Annotated in this window: 12 protein-coding genes; 4 read left to right on the plus strand and 8 right to left on the minus strand. The window is 65.6% G+C overall.

The features are described 5' to 3' along the window. Positions 1–41 precede the first annotated feature (41 nt). The 6 genes from QQK43_RS09060 to QQK43_RS09085 all read right to left on the minus strand — a co-directional run bounded on the left by QQK43_RS09060 (position 42) and on the right by QQK43_RS09085 (position 7,362). Positions 42–950, minus strand: a complete 909-nt coding sequence (locus tag QQK43_RS09060) for a LysR family transcriptional regulator (RefSeq protein ID WP_284307494.1) — start codon at positions 948–950, stop codon at positions 42–44. A gap of 19 nt (positions 951–969) precedes the next feature. Continuing rightward, positions 970–2,838 carry a potassium transporter Kup gene (locus QQK43_RS09065; RefSeq protein WP_284307495.1) on the minus strand — a complete coding sequence of 623 codons (1,869 nt, stop codon included), beginning with the start codon at positions 2,836–2,838 and terminating at the stop codon, positions 970–972. Positions 2,839–3,013: 175 nt separating this feature from the next. Continuing rightward, complete coding sequence (gene gshA / locus QQK43_RS09070; RefSeq protein WP_234264051.1) at positions 3,014–4,306, minus strand: glutamate--cysteine ligase; 1,293 nt, start codon at positions 4,304–4,306, stop codon at positions 3,014–3,016. Between the two features lie 103 nt (positions 4,307–4,409). Then, positions 4,410–5,699: a glutamate-5-semialdehyde dehydrogenase gene (locus QQK43_RS09075; RefSeq protein WP_502260852.1), complete on the minus strand. Its 1,290-nt coding sequence runs from the start codon at positions 5,697–5,699 to the stop codon at positions 4,410–4,412. A 50-nt stretch (positions 5,700–5,749) separates the two neighbouring features. Further along, a complete protein-coding gene (locus tag QQK43_RS09080; RefSeq protein ID WP_284307497.1) occupies positions 5,750–6,205 on the minus strand; it encodes a PaaI family thioesterase in 456 nt (151 codons plus the stop codon). Continuing rightward, positions 6,202–7,362 (minus strand): acyl-CoA dehydrogenase family protein, encoded by a 1,161-nt coding sequence (locus QQK43_RS09085; protein ID WP_284307498.1) that lies wholly within the window; start codon positions 7,360–7,362, stop codon positions 6,202–6,204. The genes QQK43_RS09080 and QQK43_RS09085 overlap by 4 nt, the downstream gene beginning before the upstream one ends. A 127-nt stretch (positions 7,363–7,489) precedes the next feature. Between QQK43_RS09085 and QQK43_RS09090 the strand changes: the two genes are divergently transcribed. The 3 genes from QQK43_RS09090 to QQK43_RS09100 all read left to right on the plus strand — a co-directional run bounded on the left by QQK43_RS09090 (position 7,490) and on the right by QQK43_RS09100 (position 10,768). Further along, positions 7,490–7,966: a MarR family winged helix-turn-helix transcriptional regulator gene (locus tag QQK43_RS09090; RefSeq protein WP_284307499.1), complete on the plus strand. Its 477-nt coding sequence runs from the start codon at positions 7,490–7,492 to the stop codon at positions 7,964–7,966. A gap of 124 nt (positions 7,967–8,090) precedes the next feature. After that, on the plus strand, positions 8,091–9,080 hold the full coding sequence (locus QQK43_RS09095) for a tripartite tricarboxylate transporter substrate-binding protein (RefSeq protein ID WP_284307500.1): 990 nt from the start codon (positions 8,091–8,093) through the stop codon (positions 9,078–9,080). Positions 9,081–9,139: 59 nt separating this feature from the next. Beyond that, positions 9,140–10,768 (plus strand): long-chain-fatty-acid--CoA ligase, encoded by a 1,629-nt coding sequence (locus QQK43_RS09100; RefSeq protein WP_284307501.1) that lies wholly within the window; start codon positions 9,140–9,142, stop codon positions 10,766–10,768. A 9-nt stretch (positions 10,769–10,777) separates the two neighbouring features. On the opposite strand, the gene QQK43_RS09105 is transcribed toward QQK43_RS09100, so the two are convergent. Then, entirely contained in the window at positions 10,778–11,254 is a 477-nt protein-coding gene (locus QQK43_RS09105) for a CreA family protein (RefSeq protein WP_284307502.1), read from the minus strand. A gap of 113 nt (positions 11,255–11,367) precedes the next feature. Here QQK43_RS09105 and QQK43_RS09110 point away from each other — a divergent pair, with 113 nt between their 5' ends. Then, a complete protein-coding gene (locus QQK43_RS09110; protein ID WP_284307503.1) occupies positions 11,368–11,655 on the plus strand; it encodes a VF530 family protein in 288 nt (95 codons plus the stop codon). 101 nt (positions 11,656–11,756) lie between these two features. On the opposite strand, the gene QQK43_RS09115 is transcribed toward QQK43_RS09110, so the two are convergent. Then, on the minus strand, positions 11,757–13,439 hold the full coding sequence (locus QQK43_RS09115; RefSeq protein ID WP_284307504.1) for a hypothetical protein: 1,683 nt from the start codon (positions 13,437–13,439) through the stop codon (positions 11,757–11,759). Between the last annotated feature and the right edge of the window lie 199 nt (positions 13,440–13,638).

Below are 13,638 nucleotides of genomic sequence, written 5' to 3' on the forward strand. Positions count from 1 at the left end.
GCGAGGGCCAATACCGAATGCGCTGTGCGCCGATCTCGAAATCAGATCGGTGCCGTGGCCCCCGGAAACAATTTCACCAGCCGCCGCGTGAAGCGCTGCACCAGTTCGGGGGCGTCGTGCCGCCACATCGCCAGCACCCCGCTGACGGCGAGCGGGTCGTCCAGCGGCAGGCAATGCACGCCTGCGGGGGCCTGTTCGGCCATCGACCGCGGCACGATGGCGATGCCAAAACCCCCCGCCACCAGCGCCAGTTGCGACCACTTGCGCGAGCGCACGGCGGCGGGCTGGGGCTGGAAGCCCTGGGCGCGGCACAGCTCGGCCACCCGGTGGCTCAGGCCTCCGCGCTCAAGGTGGGGCGTGGCGACGAAGCGTTCCGCTCGCAGGGCGGCGACGCCGATGCGGGTATGGCCGGTCAGGGCGTGCCCGACGGGCAATGCCAGCATCAGCGGCTCTTCGTACAGGGGCTGGTAATGCACGCCGTCGTGGCGCCGCAGCACGGGGGCGCGGGCCAGGCCCACATCGGCACGGCCCTCGCGCACATCCTCGGCCTGCTGCTCCGACGCCGCCTGGGACACTTCGATACCCACACCCGGGTGTTGTCCGGTGTGGGCGCGCAGCGCGGTCAGGATGGGCGTCCCCAGGGGCACCGAACTCGAGTGCAGCAGCCGCAAGGTGCCTTCGGTGCCGCGCTGGGCATGGACCGCGTTGGCCGCGGCCGACTCCAGCGCGGCCAGGATGCGGCGCGCATCCGCGTACAGCGAGCGGCCGGCCGCCGTCATCGCCAGCGGGCGGGCTTCGCGCTCCAGCAGCGTGACCTGCAGGGTCTGTTCCATGTCGCGCACCTGGCGGCTGAGCGCGGACTGGGCAATGAACAGCCGCTCGGCGGCCTGGCTGAAGCCGCCGGCGTCGACGATTTCCACGAAATAGCGCAGTTGCCGGTGCGTGAGCATCGGGCGATTCTCGCCGGGGTCAGATCTGCACTTTCGAGCCCAGCTCGATCACCGAGTTGTTCGGCAGGTGCAGGAATTCGGCGGCCGCGCCGGCGTTGTGGTGCATCTGTGCGAACAGCTTTTCGCGCCACAGGGCCATGCCGCCGCCCATCGAGGGCACCACCAGATCGCGCGAGAGGAAGTAGCTGGTGGTCATGGGCTCCAGGTCGCAGCCGCGGCCGCGCAGGCCCTCCAGCGCCTTGGGCAGGTCGGGGTCGTTCTTGAAGCCGTAGTGGATCACCACCTGCCAGCAGTCGTGGCCGAGGGGTTCGATTTCCAGCCGGTCGGTCAGTCCGATCCAGGGCACCTCGTGGTTGTTCACCGTGACGAACAGGTTCTGCTCGTGCAGCACCTTGTTGTGTTTGAGGTTGTGCAGCAGCGCATTCGGGGTGGTGCCGGTTTCGGCCGTGAGGAACACCGCGGTGCCGGGAACACGCACCGGCGGGTCCATGAACACCGCTTCGAGGAAGCTGCCCAGCTCGATCGCTTCGGCATGCTGGGCCTGGCTCATGAGTTCGCGGCCGCGCTTCCAGGTCATCATCAGCATGAAGACCACGCCACCGATCAGCAGCGGGAACCAGCCGCCGGCAAACAGCTTGAGCAGGTTGGAGCTGAAGAACGCCAGGTCGATCAGGAAGAACCAGCCCGTGGCCATCAGGCACAGCGCCAGCGGGTAGCGCCAGCCGTAGCGGATCACGAAGAACGTCAGCACCGTGGTGATCAGCATGTCCAGCGTCACGGCGATGCCGTAGGCCGCAGCCAGGTTGGACGACGAGCGGAACATGCCCACGGCGAGCACGATGGCGGTGAACAGGGCCCAGTTCACGAACGGGATGTAGATCTGCCCCTTGTCGTGCACGCTGGTGTGGCGAATGTTCAGGCGCGGCAGGTAACCGAGCTGGATGGCCTGTTTGGTGACGCTGAAGGCGCCCGAGATCAGCGCCTGCGAGGCGATCACCGTGGCCATGGTCGCCAGCACCACCAGCGGCAGCAGCGCCCAGGCCGGGGCCATGTTGAAGAAGGGGTTCTTCACCGCGTCCGGGTCGGCCAGCAGCAGCGCGCCCTGGCCGAAGTAGTTGATGGTCAGGCAGGGCATGACGATGGAGAACCACGCCAGGCGGATCGGCTTTTTGCCGAAATGGCCCATGTCGGCGTACAGCGCCTCACCGCCCGTGACGCACAGGACCACCGCACCCAGGATGATGAAGGTGGTGCCCGGCTGTTCCCAGGCGAACCGCAGTGCGTGGTGTGGGCTGAGTGCGCCCAGAATTTCCGGGTGGCCGACGATGTGCGGCACGGCCAGGGCCGCGATGGTGGCAAACCACACCAGGGTGATCGGGCCGAAAAACCTGCCGATGCCGCCAGTGCCGCGCTTTTGCACGAAGAACAGCGCGAACAGCACTACCAGCGTCAGCGGCACCACGTATTTCTTGAAGTGGGGTGAGACCACTTCCAGGCCTTCGACCGCCGACAGCACCGAAATGGCCGGGGTGATGACCCCATCGCCATAGAACAGGGAGGTGCCGAAGATGCCGATGGCCAGCAAGGCGCGGCGCAGCCGGGGGCGGTCTTTCACGGCCTGCGACGCCAGCGCCAGCATGGCGATGAGCCCGCCTTCGCCGCCGTTGTCGGCGCGCAGCACCAGGGTCACGTACTTCAGCGAGACGATGATCGTGAGCGTCCAGAACACGATCGACAGCACGCCATACACGTTGGCGTGCGTGAACGGCACATGACCGGAGCCGAAGATTTCCTTGACGGCATACAGCACGCTGGTGCCGATGTCGCCATAGACCACGCCGATGGCACCCAGGGTGAGCGCCGCGAGCGACGATTGCTTGCTGGACACGAATAAGCCTGGACCGTCGGTGTGCCAGGACCGTTGTCGGGAAGTGCGCGATTCTGCGCCCGCCGGCCAGCGCTTGCCAGTAGGGCGATTCCTCTAGACGGGTTGCCCGGCGCTCATGTTGCGCCGCAACAACTTGATCTTGACGGCACTCTGGCGATGGTTCAGTGCTGCGGGCTCACTCGTAGACCTCGGCGTCCGGGTCGGTGGCTTCCAGCTCGTAGCTGGCGGCCAGCATGGCCAGCCGGCCGATCACGCCGTACATGTAGAAGCGGTTGGGCACGCTGGCGCCGGGTTTGGCGCCCGGCTGCGGCAACTGGGCACTGTGCTCGAAAGCCAGTGGCACGAAGCTGGCGCCGGGCGCGTTGAGGTTTTCGTCCACCCCGCGGTCGGCGTGCACGCGGTAGAAGCCGCCCACCACGTAGCGGTCCATCATGTAGACCACGGGTTCGGCCACGGCCGCGTTGATGCGTTCGTTGGTCAGCACGCCTTCCTGGATGATCACCTCGCTGACCGGCTGGCCGGCCTGTGTGGTGGCCATGCAGGTGCGTGCCTTGGGGCTGAGCTGGTCGATGTCCTTGGCGTCGCGCACCGTCAGGATGCCCCGGCCGCCCGAGCCGTTGTCGGCCTTGAGCAGCACGAACGGCTTTTCGTTGATGCCGTATTCCTTGTATTTGCGGCGGATCTTGGCGAGCAGCGCGTCGGTGTTGGCGCGCAGGCATTCCAGCCCGTGGGGCTCGGCGAAATCGACCTGGCCGCACTGGTTGAACATGGGCGTGATCAGCCACGGGTCCATGCCCAGCAGCTTGCCGAAGCGCTTGGCCACTTCCTCGTAGGCCTTGAAGTGCTGGCTCTTGCGCCGCACGCTCCAGCCCGCGTGCAGGGGCGGCAGCAGGTACTGCTCGTGCAGGTCTTCCAGGATGCCGGGGGCGCCCGCGCTCAGGTCGTTGTTGAGCAGGATGGTGCAGGGGTCGAAGTGCTTGAGGCCCAGGCGGCGCTTGCTGCGCAGCAGGGGTTCGAGCGTGACCGAATCGCCACCGGGCAGGTCGATCGTGGTCGGGGCCTTGATGTCGTTCGACAGCGAACCCAGCCGCACATTCAGGCCCGCCTGATAGAAGATGCGCTGCAACTGCGCCAGGTTGCTCAGGTAGAAGGTGTCGGTGCTGTTTTCGGGCACCAGGAGCAGGTTTTTGGCCTCGGGGCAGATCTTTTCGATCGCGGCCATCGCGGCCTGCACCGCCAGCGGCAGCATTTCCGGCGTCAGGTGGTTCCAGCCACCGGGAAACAGATTGGTGTCCACCGGGGCCAGCTTGAAGCCGGCGTTGCGCACGTCCACCGAGCTGTAGAACGGGGGCGTGTGTTCCATCCACTCCAGCCGGAACCAGCGCTCGATCACCGGGGTGGATTCGAGGATCCGCTGCTCCAGTTCGTTGATCGGCCCGGTCAGGGCGGTGACGAGGTGCGGAACCATGGAAACAACCTTTGCGCTTGGAAGAGATCGGACGGTCCATTGTAGGGACCGTCCGGCGTGTCAAAGGCTGGAGATGGGGCCGGAGCCCCGGGTTGCAAGGGCCTCAGCCGCGCACTTCGCCTTCGCCCAGCACCACGTACTTCAGCGAGGTCAGGCCCTCGACGCCCACCGGGCCGCGGGCGTGGAATTTGTCGGTGCTGATGCCGATCTCGGCACCCAGCCCGTATTCGAAGCCATCAGCGAAGCGGGTACTCGCATTCACCATCACGCTGGCCGAATCGACCTCGCGCAAAAAGCGCTGGGCGTGCATGTGGTCGGTGGTGAGGATGGCGTCGGTGTGGTGGCTGGAATAGCGGTTGATGTGGGCAATGGCTTCGTCCACGCCATCCACCAGCTTCACGCTGACGATGGGCGCCAGATATTCGGCGCACCAGTCCTGCTCGGTGGCGGGCTGGGTGCGCGCACCCGGTACGCCGGCCAGGATCGCCAGTGCCTCGGGGCAGCCGCGCATTTCCACCCCCTTGGCGGCATAGACGGCGCCGATCTTCGGCAGGAACTCTGCCGCCACGCCGCGCGCCACCAGCAGGCTTTCGGTGGCGTTGCAGGGGCTGTATTTCTGTGTCTTGGCGTTGTCGGCCACCTTCACCGCCATGGCGATGTCGCAGGGATCGTCCACATAGGTGTGGCAGTTGCCGTCCAGGTGCTTGATGACCGGCACCTTGGCCTCGGCGCTGATGCGCTCGATCAGGCCCTTGCCACCACGCGGGATGATCACGTCCACGTACTGCGGCATGGTGATGAGCTGGCCCACGGCAGCGCGGTCGGTGGTCGGCACCAGTTGCACCGCGTCGGCCGGCAAGCCGGCGGCCACCAGGGCCTGCTGCACCAGCGCGGCGAGCGCGCGGTTGGAGTCGATGGCTTCCGAGCCGCCGCGCAGGATGCACGCATTGCCGCTCTTGATCGAGAGGCTCGCGGCCTCGATGGTCACGTTCGGGCGGCTCTCGTAAATCATGCCGAACACGCCGATGGGCACGCGCATCTGGCCCACGCGGATGCCGCTGGGCATCTGCTTCATGCCCGAGATCTCGCCAATGATGTCGGCCATGGCCGCCAGTTGCTCGCAGCCTTGGGCGCAGGTTTCGAGCACCTTGGGCGTGAGCTTGAGCCGGTCGACCATGGGTTCGGCCAAGCCGGCGGCGCGGGCGCGTTCCAAGTCTTTCGCGTTTTCCACCTGCAATGGCTCCACGCTGGCCCGCAGCAGGCGCGCCAGCTCGCGCAGGGCCTTCACCTTGGTGGCCGCGCCGGCCTTGGCCATCAGTGCCGATGCCGCCTTGGCCTGGCTGCCCAGGGTGTTCATCAATTCGGAGGTGGAAGTCGCGTTCATGACCGGGATTTTCGCATCGTCGGCGTTTCCGTGCAGCCACCGACCATGGCGGGGCCGTGTCAGCCCAGCACCACCAGCGAGGAACTGGCCGTGGCCACCAAGTGCCCGCTGGGTTCGTGCAGCAGCCGGGCCTGCGTGAACGCCAGGGTGCGGCCGCAGCGGTCCACCGTGCCTTCGGCGATGTAGCGCCCTTGCGGCGCCGGCCGCAAGAAGGCCGTGCTCATCTGCGCCGTGGCGCAGGAGCCCTGGACCGGCTGCCGCGCCAGGGTAGCGAACGCCATGGCGAAGTCGAGCATGGCGCTCACGGCGCCGCCTTGCAAGACCCCCGTGCCCTGGATGAACAGGCCTTCGGGCTCGAAGGCCAGCGCCACCTGGCCCTTGTCGGCATCGACACGCAGCAGCGTGGCGCCCAGTGCGCGCGCCATCGGGTTGGAGTCGATGGCGATGGCCTGGCCGCCCTGGTCGAGGAAGCGCTGGATCAGCGCGCGGTCGGGGTTGTGGAAGGCCTCGGTCATGGCAGGGGGCCGTCGCACACGGCGCGCGCGATGATTTCTTTCATGATTTCCGAGGTGCCCGCGTAGATGCGTTCGATGCGGGCATCCACATAGGCCTGGGCGATGGGGTATTCGGCCATGTAGCCATAGCCGCCGTGCAACTGCAGGCACTGATCGGTCAGCCGGCCCAGCAGCTCCGAATGCCAGAGTTTTCCCGCCGAAGCGCCCACCGCGTCAAGCTCGCCCGCCAGGTGCTGGCCGATCAACTGGTCGCAGTACGCGCGGCCGGCCTGCAACTCGGCCCACAGGCCAGCCAGTTGGAAGCGCGTGTTCTGGAAATCGGCCACGCGCTGGCCGAACGCCTTGCGCTCGTGGACATAACGCTGGGTCCATTCGAACGCCGCCTCGGCGCGTGCCTGGCACTGCACCGACACCAGCAGGCGCTCTTGCGCCAGCTCCTGCATCAGGTAGCGAAACCCCATGTTCAGCTCGCCCAGCAGGTGGTCGTGCGGCACGCGCACGCCGTCGAAGAACAGCTCGGCCGTGTCCTGCGCGTGCTGGCCGATCTTGTGCAGGTTGCGCCCGCGGGAGAAGCCAGGCATGTCGGCTGTCACCACGAACAGCGACACGCCCTTGGCACCGCGTTCCGGATCGGTCTTGCAGGCCACCACGATCACGTCGGCGTTCTGGCCGTTGGTGATGAAGGTCTTCTGCCCGTGGATCACCCAGTGGTCGCCATCGCGCTCGGCGCGGGTGCGGATGCCGGCGAGATCGCTGCCGGTGCCGGGTTCGGTCATGGCGATGGCGCCGACACGTTCGCCGCTGGCCATGCCGGGCAGCACCCGCTGCTTGAGGCTGGGCGTGCCATGGTGGGCGATGTAGGGCGTGACGATGACCGAGTGCAGCGGAAAGCCAGGCCCGGTGGCGCCCACCCGGCCGAGTTCCTCGCAGACGATGAAGTCGAACAGCAGATCGCCCCCCGCGCCGCCATCGGCCTCCGGCAGCCAGCAGCACAACAGGCCGGTCTCGCCCGCCTGGCGCCACACCTCGCGCGGCACGCGGTGGCTGTCGGCCCATTGGGCATGGGCCGGCGCGATCTCGCGTTCGCACCAACGTCGCACCTGGTCGCGAAAGGCTTCGTGTTCGGGGGAAAAGAGGGGGCGGCGTGCACGCTGCATGGACAATCTCCGTCTACAGAGGAAGTGGATTTTTGGGGCAATGATGCATATTGTCATCCATGGTTGACAATTTGGCGCCATATTCCCACACCATCTGCCCACTTTGCAACGAACCGCTGCACCGACCGTGAAGACCGACATCCCACCTGCCCACAAGCACCTGCTGCGTCACCTGCTCATGGCCCGCTCGGACTGGATGGAGGCGCGCGTGATGCACGGGGCCCAATTGGCGGGTTACCCCAACGTCACCCCTGCCATGAACCGCCTGTTCGCCCAACTGGGCGGGCGGCCACTGGGCCTGTCGGAACTGGCGCGGCGCCTCTCGGTCTCGCGGCAGGCGGTGCACAAGCTGGCGCTGGAGGCCGAGCGCCTGGGCTTGGTGGAGTTCGTGCCCAGCGAGGAGGACGGGCGCGTCAAGCTGGTGCGCTTCTCGCAGAGGGGGTGGCGGATGTCCGAGCAGGCCGCTGCGTCCTTCATGGCGGTCGAGCAGGAACTGGCGCGCCACATCGGCGAAGACAACGTGGAAGCGCTGCGGCGCATCCTGGCGCTGCCATGGCCGGATGTGGACATGGCCGGCCTGGAACCGTCAACATCTGTTGACTAGGGGAAAGTCCTAGCTCAAAGGTGCATGCGGTGGGTTGACGCCTGTTCAGCCCGGGTTCGAGAATCTATTGGTCAACCTTTGTTGACCATATGCATTCAACAAGACCACCTGGAGACACACCGCCATGACCCTGAACCGACGCGATTTCATCGGCGCCACTGGCGCCGGCCTGCTGTGGGGCGCCCATTCCGCGGCCAGTGCCCAGGCGGCCGACACCCTCCGCATCTTCGTGGGGTTTCCGGCGGGCACCACCCCCGACACCCTGGCGCGCAAGGTCGGCGACAAGCTGGTGCAACTGGGGCTGGTCCGTGCGGTGGTGGTGGAAAACCGCACCGGTGCCGGCGGCCAATTGGGCGTGGTGGCCCTCAAGGGCGCGGCCACCGACGGCACCCAACTGCTGCTCACGCCCATGTCCATGCTCGGCGTCTACCCGTTCACCTACAAGAAGCTGCCTTACGACCCGGTGGCCGACGTCAGCCCGGTCACCATGGGCGCGAGCTTCGACTACGGCATCGCCGTCGGCACGGCCGTGCCCGAGAGCGTGAAAGACATTCCAGGCCTCATGGCCTGGTACAAGGCCAATCCCGACAAGGCCAACATCGGCTCGCCGGCAACCGGTTCCACCCTGCATTTCACCGGCGTCACGCTGGGCAAGGCGGCCGGGGTGGAACTGACCCATGTGGGCTACCGCGGATCGCCTCCCGCCATCCAGGACCTCATCGGCGGCAGCCTGCCGGCGCTGGTCTCGCCGCTGGGCAGCTTCCTGAGCTACATGGTGCCGGGCAGCAAGCTGCGGGTGCTCGCCTCTTCCGGCGCGCAGCGCAGCCGGTTCACGCCGCAACTGCCCACGCTGGTCGAACAGGGCTTCAAGAACCTGGCGTTCAACGAGTGGTATGGCTTCTACGCGCCCGCACGAACGCCCGACGAGATGGTGCGCCGCGTCAATGCCGCGCTGCACCAGGCGCTGAAGGCGCCCGAGGTGGTCGAGACCCTGCACAGCGCGGGCATGGAATCGGCCCCCGGCACGCCGGCAGACCTGACCGCGGCGCTGCAGCGCGACATGAAAACCTGGGGGCCGATCGTCAAGTCGATCGGCTTTACCGCTGACAGTTGACGAGCGCTTACCACCCCGGGCGCACCGTGCCCGGTGGCCATTTACGGAGACCCAACCTCATGCTTCAACCCGGTCTGATGATGGACCGCCCGCTGCTGATCTCGGGCATTCTCGAACACGGCGCCGGCCAGCATGGCACGCAGGAAGTGGTGTCGCGCGAAACGCACGGCCCGACCGTGCGCTTCACGTACACCCAGATCGCGCAACGCGCGCGCCGGCTGGCGAACGCGCTGCGCGCGCTGAACCTGCAGCCGGGCGACGCCGTGGCGTCGATCGCATGGAACAACCACCGCCACCTGGAGGCCTACTACGCCGTCTCCGGCAGCGGTATGGTGATGCACACCTGCAACCCGCGCCTGCACGTGCAGCAACTGGTCTACATCCTCCAGCACGCCGAAGACAAAGTGGTGCTGTTCGACAGCACCTTCGCACCGCTCATTCAGGCGGTGGCGCCGCAGTGCCCGCAGGTCCGCGCCTGGATCTGCCTCAGCGACCGGCAGCACCTGCCTGCGCTGGACGGTGTGCAAGGGGTGCACTGCTACGAAGAACTGATCGCCCCGCATCCGGACACCTTCGAGTGGCCCGAGTTCGATGAAAAAACCGGTGCGGTGCTGTGCTACACCTCGGGCACCACCGGCAATCCCAAGGGCGTGCTGTATTCGCACCGGGCCATCGTGCTGAACGCGACCGCGGCCTGCCTGCCCGACGTGCTCAGCCTGTCCACGCGCGAAACCGTTCTGCCCGTGGTGCCGATGTTCCACATCAACGCCTGGTGCATCCCCTATGCCGCCATGCTCTCGGGCACGCGCCTGGTGCTGCCCGGCCCGCGCCTGGACGGGGCCAGCCTGTACGAACTGATGGAAACCGAAAAGGTCACCCTCAGCGCCGGCGTGCCCACCATCTGGATGGGCCTGCTGCAGCACGTGGAACAAGGCCAACTGCGCTTTTCCACCATGCGGCGCACCTGCGTGGGCGGCTCGGCCATGCCGAAGGCGCTGATCACCCGATTCAGCGACGTGTACGGCGTGGAAGTGCGCCATGGCTGGGGCATGACCGAGACCACCGCCGTGGCCACGCTGACCAACCTGAGCGCGCTGGACTGGGCCCTGCCCGCCGAAGAGCGCCACGCCATCGTCGCGCGTCAGGGCAAGGCGGTTTCCGGCATCGAGATCAAGGTGGTCGACGAACTCGGCCATACCCTGCCCCGCGACGGCGTCTCGCAAGGCGAGCTGATGGTGCGCGGGCAGTGGATTCTGGAGCGCTACTACAAGGCCGAGCGCAGCGCCCTGGTGGATGGCTGGTTCCCCACCGGCGACATCGCCACCATCGACGCCAACGGCATCATGACGATTCGCGACCGCACCAAAGACGTCATCAAGAGCGGGGGCGAGTGGATCAGCTCGATCGACCTTGAAAACGCCGTCATCGGGCATACCGCCGTGGCGCAGGCCGCGGTCATCGGCATCAAGCACCCCAAGTGGGACGAACGCCCCCTGCTGTTCGTGGTGCGCAAACCGGGCCAGACGCTGGAGAAACAAGAAATCCTGGACTTCCTCGCCGAGCGCGTGGCCAAGTGGTGGATGCCGGAAGACGTGGTTTTTCTCGACGCGCTGCCCGTGGGCGGCACGGGCAAGGTCCAGAAGAACGAATTGCGCAAGCAGTACGGCGGCGTGTTCGCGGGCGCCTGATCCGCGGCATCAGCGCAAGGGAATCGGCACCCCCCGGTCGACCGCGACCGCCGTCACCGAGTTCTGCGGCGAGCCTTCGATCACCCGGTCGGAGTAGGTCAGGTACACCAGCGCGTGGCGCTTGGGGTCGACCATGCGCACGATGCGCAGACGCTTGAACACCAGGCTGATGCGCTCGCTGAAGATTTCCTCCTGCTCGCGGATCGGTTGCGGAATGCTGATCGGCCCCACCTGGCGGCAGGCGATCGACGCCTCCGACTTGTCTTCGGCCAACCCGAAAGCGCCCTTGATCCCGCCCGTCTTGGCACGCGAGATGTAGCAGGTCACCCCGTTGACGCCTGGGTCGTCATACGCCTCGACCACGATCTTGTGGTCTGGCCCGATGAACTTGAACACGGTGTCGACCGAACCGATTTCTTCGGCGCCTGCGGCGGTGGCCAGCGCGGCGGCGAACAGCAGGGCGAAGGGGCGGGTGAGTCGGGGCATGGAGGGCTTTCGGGATATATGGTGGCTGATCCGATTGGCCGCACCTTAGCAGGATGAGGGGGCTATGGCGGGTGCTTGGCGCGCCTTGTGCGTGGACCCGTTGCCGGACTCGGATGCAGAATCGCCCCATGCAAGCCGATCCTCCTCGCCCAGTACAGCCAAGAAACCCCCTTCACGGCGTGACGCTTGAAGCGGTCGTTCGTGCTCTCGAAGCCCATTACGGATGGGCTGAACTCGCGCAACGGATTCCGATCCGTTGTTTTGCACAAGAACCCAGCGTCAAGTCCAGCCTGACGTTTCTGCGCAAGACGCCTTGGGCGCGCGAAAAGGTCGAGAGCCTCTACCTTTTTATGTTGCGAGAAACGCGACGCACACAACGTGCGTCCGATTCAGCGACCTAGCTAATTCGCTTGAACAGGGCCCGCTACCGGGCAGCGTCTGGTAGCTAGCACTGTCTTCAACTGCACCTGTAGCCGGCGCGCTGTACTTGGTTGCGTTACAACTAGCTCCTGCGGGTAAGGCGACCCGTAGCCGAATCCACCCTCTCGTACTTCAGTGAATTCAGGAAGCCGGCTTCTTCTGCGCGGATCAGCATCTGCGCAAATCCAATGATCGGCCGTTCCTTGTCTCCTCGGGGATCACCTTGAGGGAGCTTCTGGTGCTCGATGGCATAGGCCATCAGTGCCGCACCCCAATCTTCCCCCTTGTCTACTTCTCGGAGGCGGCCATCACGATGCAATCTCATGAAGAATTCTTTGCCTGATCTCGCACCGTCCAGTTCACGAAGTAGATCTTCGCGCGAGTAGCTCTGCGGTGGGTTGTCTGGGGTCTCGTTGCGAGCCGCAATTCCAAGCGCGACGTCTAGGAGTTCGGAAATCGCGAAGTTCGCCATCTCGATGTCCGGGTTGGAGAGAAGGAACGCGCCGTGGAACGTCTCCTCGGTTGCAGCTTTGCACAATGTCCTAACCACGTCCGCTTGATCGGCGTCGAGCATGACGAAGCTGAAGATTCCATTTGCTTTGTCCGAACCCAGAGATTCAACGAAGGCGAGCCCTTTTCCGCCCCCTTCGACGACCGCCCCGCGCAGGTTCACGACGACGCACTGGCTCGTGGAACCCAGGACATGTCGCAGAGCGCCGAGCTCAGTTTGACCCTCGACGTAGCAACGCGCCTTCACTCCGCCGTCCAGTCCGAACGAGCCCAGGAAGTCTCGTAACATGGACGGAGCGGCGTCGAACACTCGGTTCGTTCCGTACAGGATTTTTCGAGCGCCATCCATCCACGTCCTGGCACCGATCTCATCTTCCTCAGGGAGTTGGATGCTCAAGTGGCGCTCAACGGCGCGCCTGATGGATTCGGCCATATCCAGCAGCCGAATTGCCGCGCCGATCCGGCCTTCGACCCGGTCCCGCTCAAACCGCCTCATCAGCCGCAGCAAGGTTTGCAGCCTGCTGTTCGGGTCTAATTCCCCCGCCGCCAGCGCGAACGCTTTCCGTGTGCGTGGGACTGCGTCCTCAGGCAGTGTACATAGATGTGATTGAAGCTCCAGCCCGTATTCCTGCAACCACAGTTTCTCGGGATCCCCGTTGTCTGTTTCGCGCCGCGTCCATCGGGCCGGCTCACATACGATCGAGAGCTCGCAGGCCCAGTTCCAATGGTCAAAACGGTCGAGGAAGGCCTTCGATTCCGTCCAGTGGTTGAGGCTGCGTAGATGCCATTCGACGACGCTGAGCACGCCCGGAGTCCACAGCAGATACTGCATGTTGCTCGTGCTGACTCCGAGGGTACGCACAACGTGGTGCAGCAGGTAGATTCTGTATGGGTGGAAATACGGTGTAAGCGCATCTTCCGCGGCCTCGCCCTCCGGCACGAACGATGGCGACCCAGTTGGTCTTGCCTTTGGTTGCCGGACGTCGATGAAACGCACATCGAACGCGCTCTGCACTGGCTCCAAGCCAGGGATCTGTGCAGGAGCCTGTCCGATGGTGATGTCCGCACGAACGAGCCCGATGCGCCAGAGTGCACGGATGTCGGCCGTGTTGAAGTGCCCAAGCCCAAGCTTACGGGCCAAGTTGGCGAGCTTGGCTGTATCCAAGAGCGTGGATTCAAAGCCGGACCATCCCGCTAGCCTCGACCGCAATGGGCGCAGGTCGATGCCGCGATAGGGGTTGAGGTCTGTCGTCATCCTACCCATCCTACCCTCGAGCAGACCAAGGACCCGGCAACAGGAGCAACGGGTAGGAGCATAGGAAGATCGGGTTACGACAGGAATGTCCGCTTCGTGTCGCAAGGCGCCAGTCGCCTGGGCAGGTAGGAGCCGTTCGGAACCTCGTGCAGCCCTTCGCTGATGCGTGGCAACTGCTGAAGGTACCGCGGTCGGCAGC

Source organism: Hydrogenophaga electricum, assembly GCF_030160815.1.
In the GTDB taxonomy this organism is placed as follows: domain Bacteria; phylum Pseudomonadota; class Gammaproteobacteria; order Burkholderiales; family Burkholderiaceae_C; genus Hydrogenophaga; species Hydrogenophaga electricum.

Excerpts from the sequence above, each read along its gene's own strand:
- gshA (WP_234264051.1), bottom strand. The coding sequence starts at position 4,306 with ATGGTTCCGCACCTCGTCACCGCCCTGACCGGGCCGATCAACGAACTG.
- QQK43_RS09100 (WP_284307501.1), top strand. The coding sequence starts at position 9,140 with ATGCTTCAACCCGGTCTGATGATGGACCGCCCGCTGCTGATCTCGGGC.
- QQK43_RS09095 (WP_284307500.1), top strand. The coding sequence starts at position 8,091 with ATGACCCTGAACCGACGCGATTTCATCGGCGCCACTGGCGCCGGCCTG.
- QQK43_RS09115 (WP_284307504.1), bottom strand. The coding sequence starts at position 13,439 with ATGACGACAGACCTCAACCCCTATCGCGGCATCGACCTGCGCCCATTG.
- QQK43_RS09110 (WP_284307503.1), top strand. The coding sequence starts at position 11,368 with ATGCAGAATCGCCCCATGCAAGCCGATCCTCCTCGCCCAGTACAGCCA.
- QQK43_RS09080 (WP_284307497.1), bottom strand. The coding sequence starts at position 6,205 with ATGACCGAGGCCTTCCACAACCCCGACCGCGCGCTGATCCAGCGCTTC.
- QQK43_RS09085 (WP_284307498.1), bottom strand. The coding sequence starts at position 7,362 with ATGCAGCGTGCACGCCGCCCCCTCTTTTCCCCCGAACACGAAGCCTTT.
- QQK43_RS09060 (WP_284307494.1), bottom strand. The coding sequence starts at position 950 with ATGCTCACGCACCGGCAACTGCGCTATTTCGTGGAAATCGTCGACGCC.
- QQK43_RS09105 (WP_284307502.1), bottom strand. The coding sequence starts at position 11,254 with ATGCCCCGACTCACCCGCCCCTTCGCCCTGCTGTTCGCCGCCGCGCTG.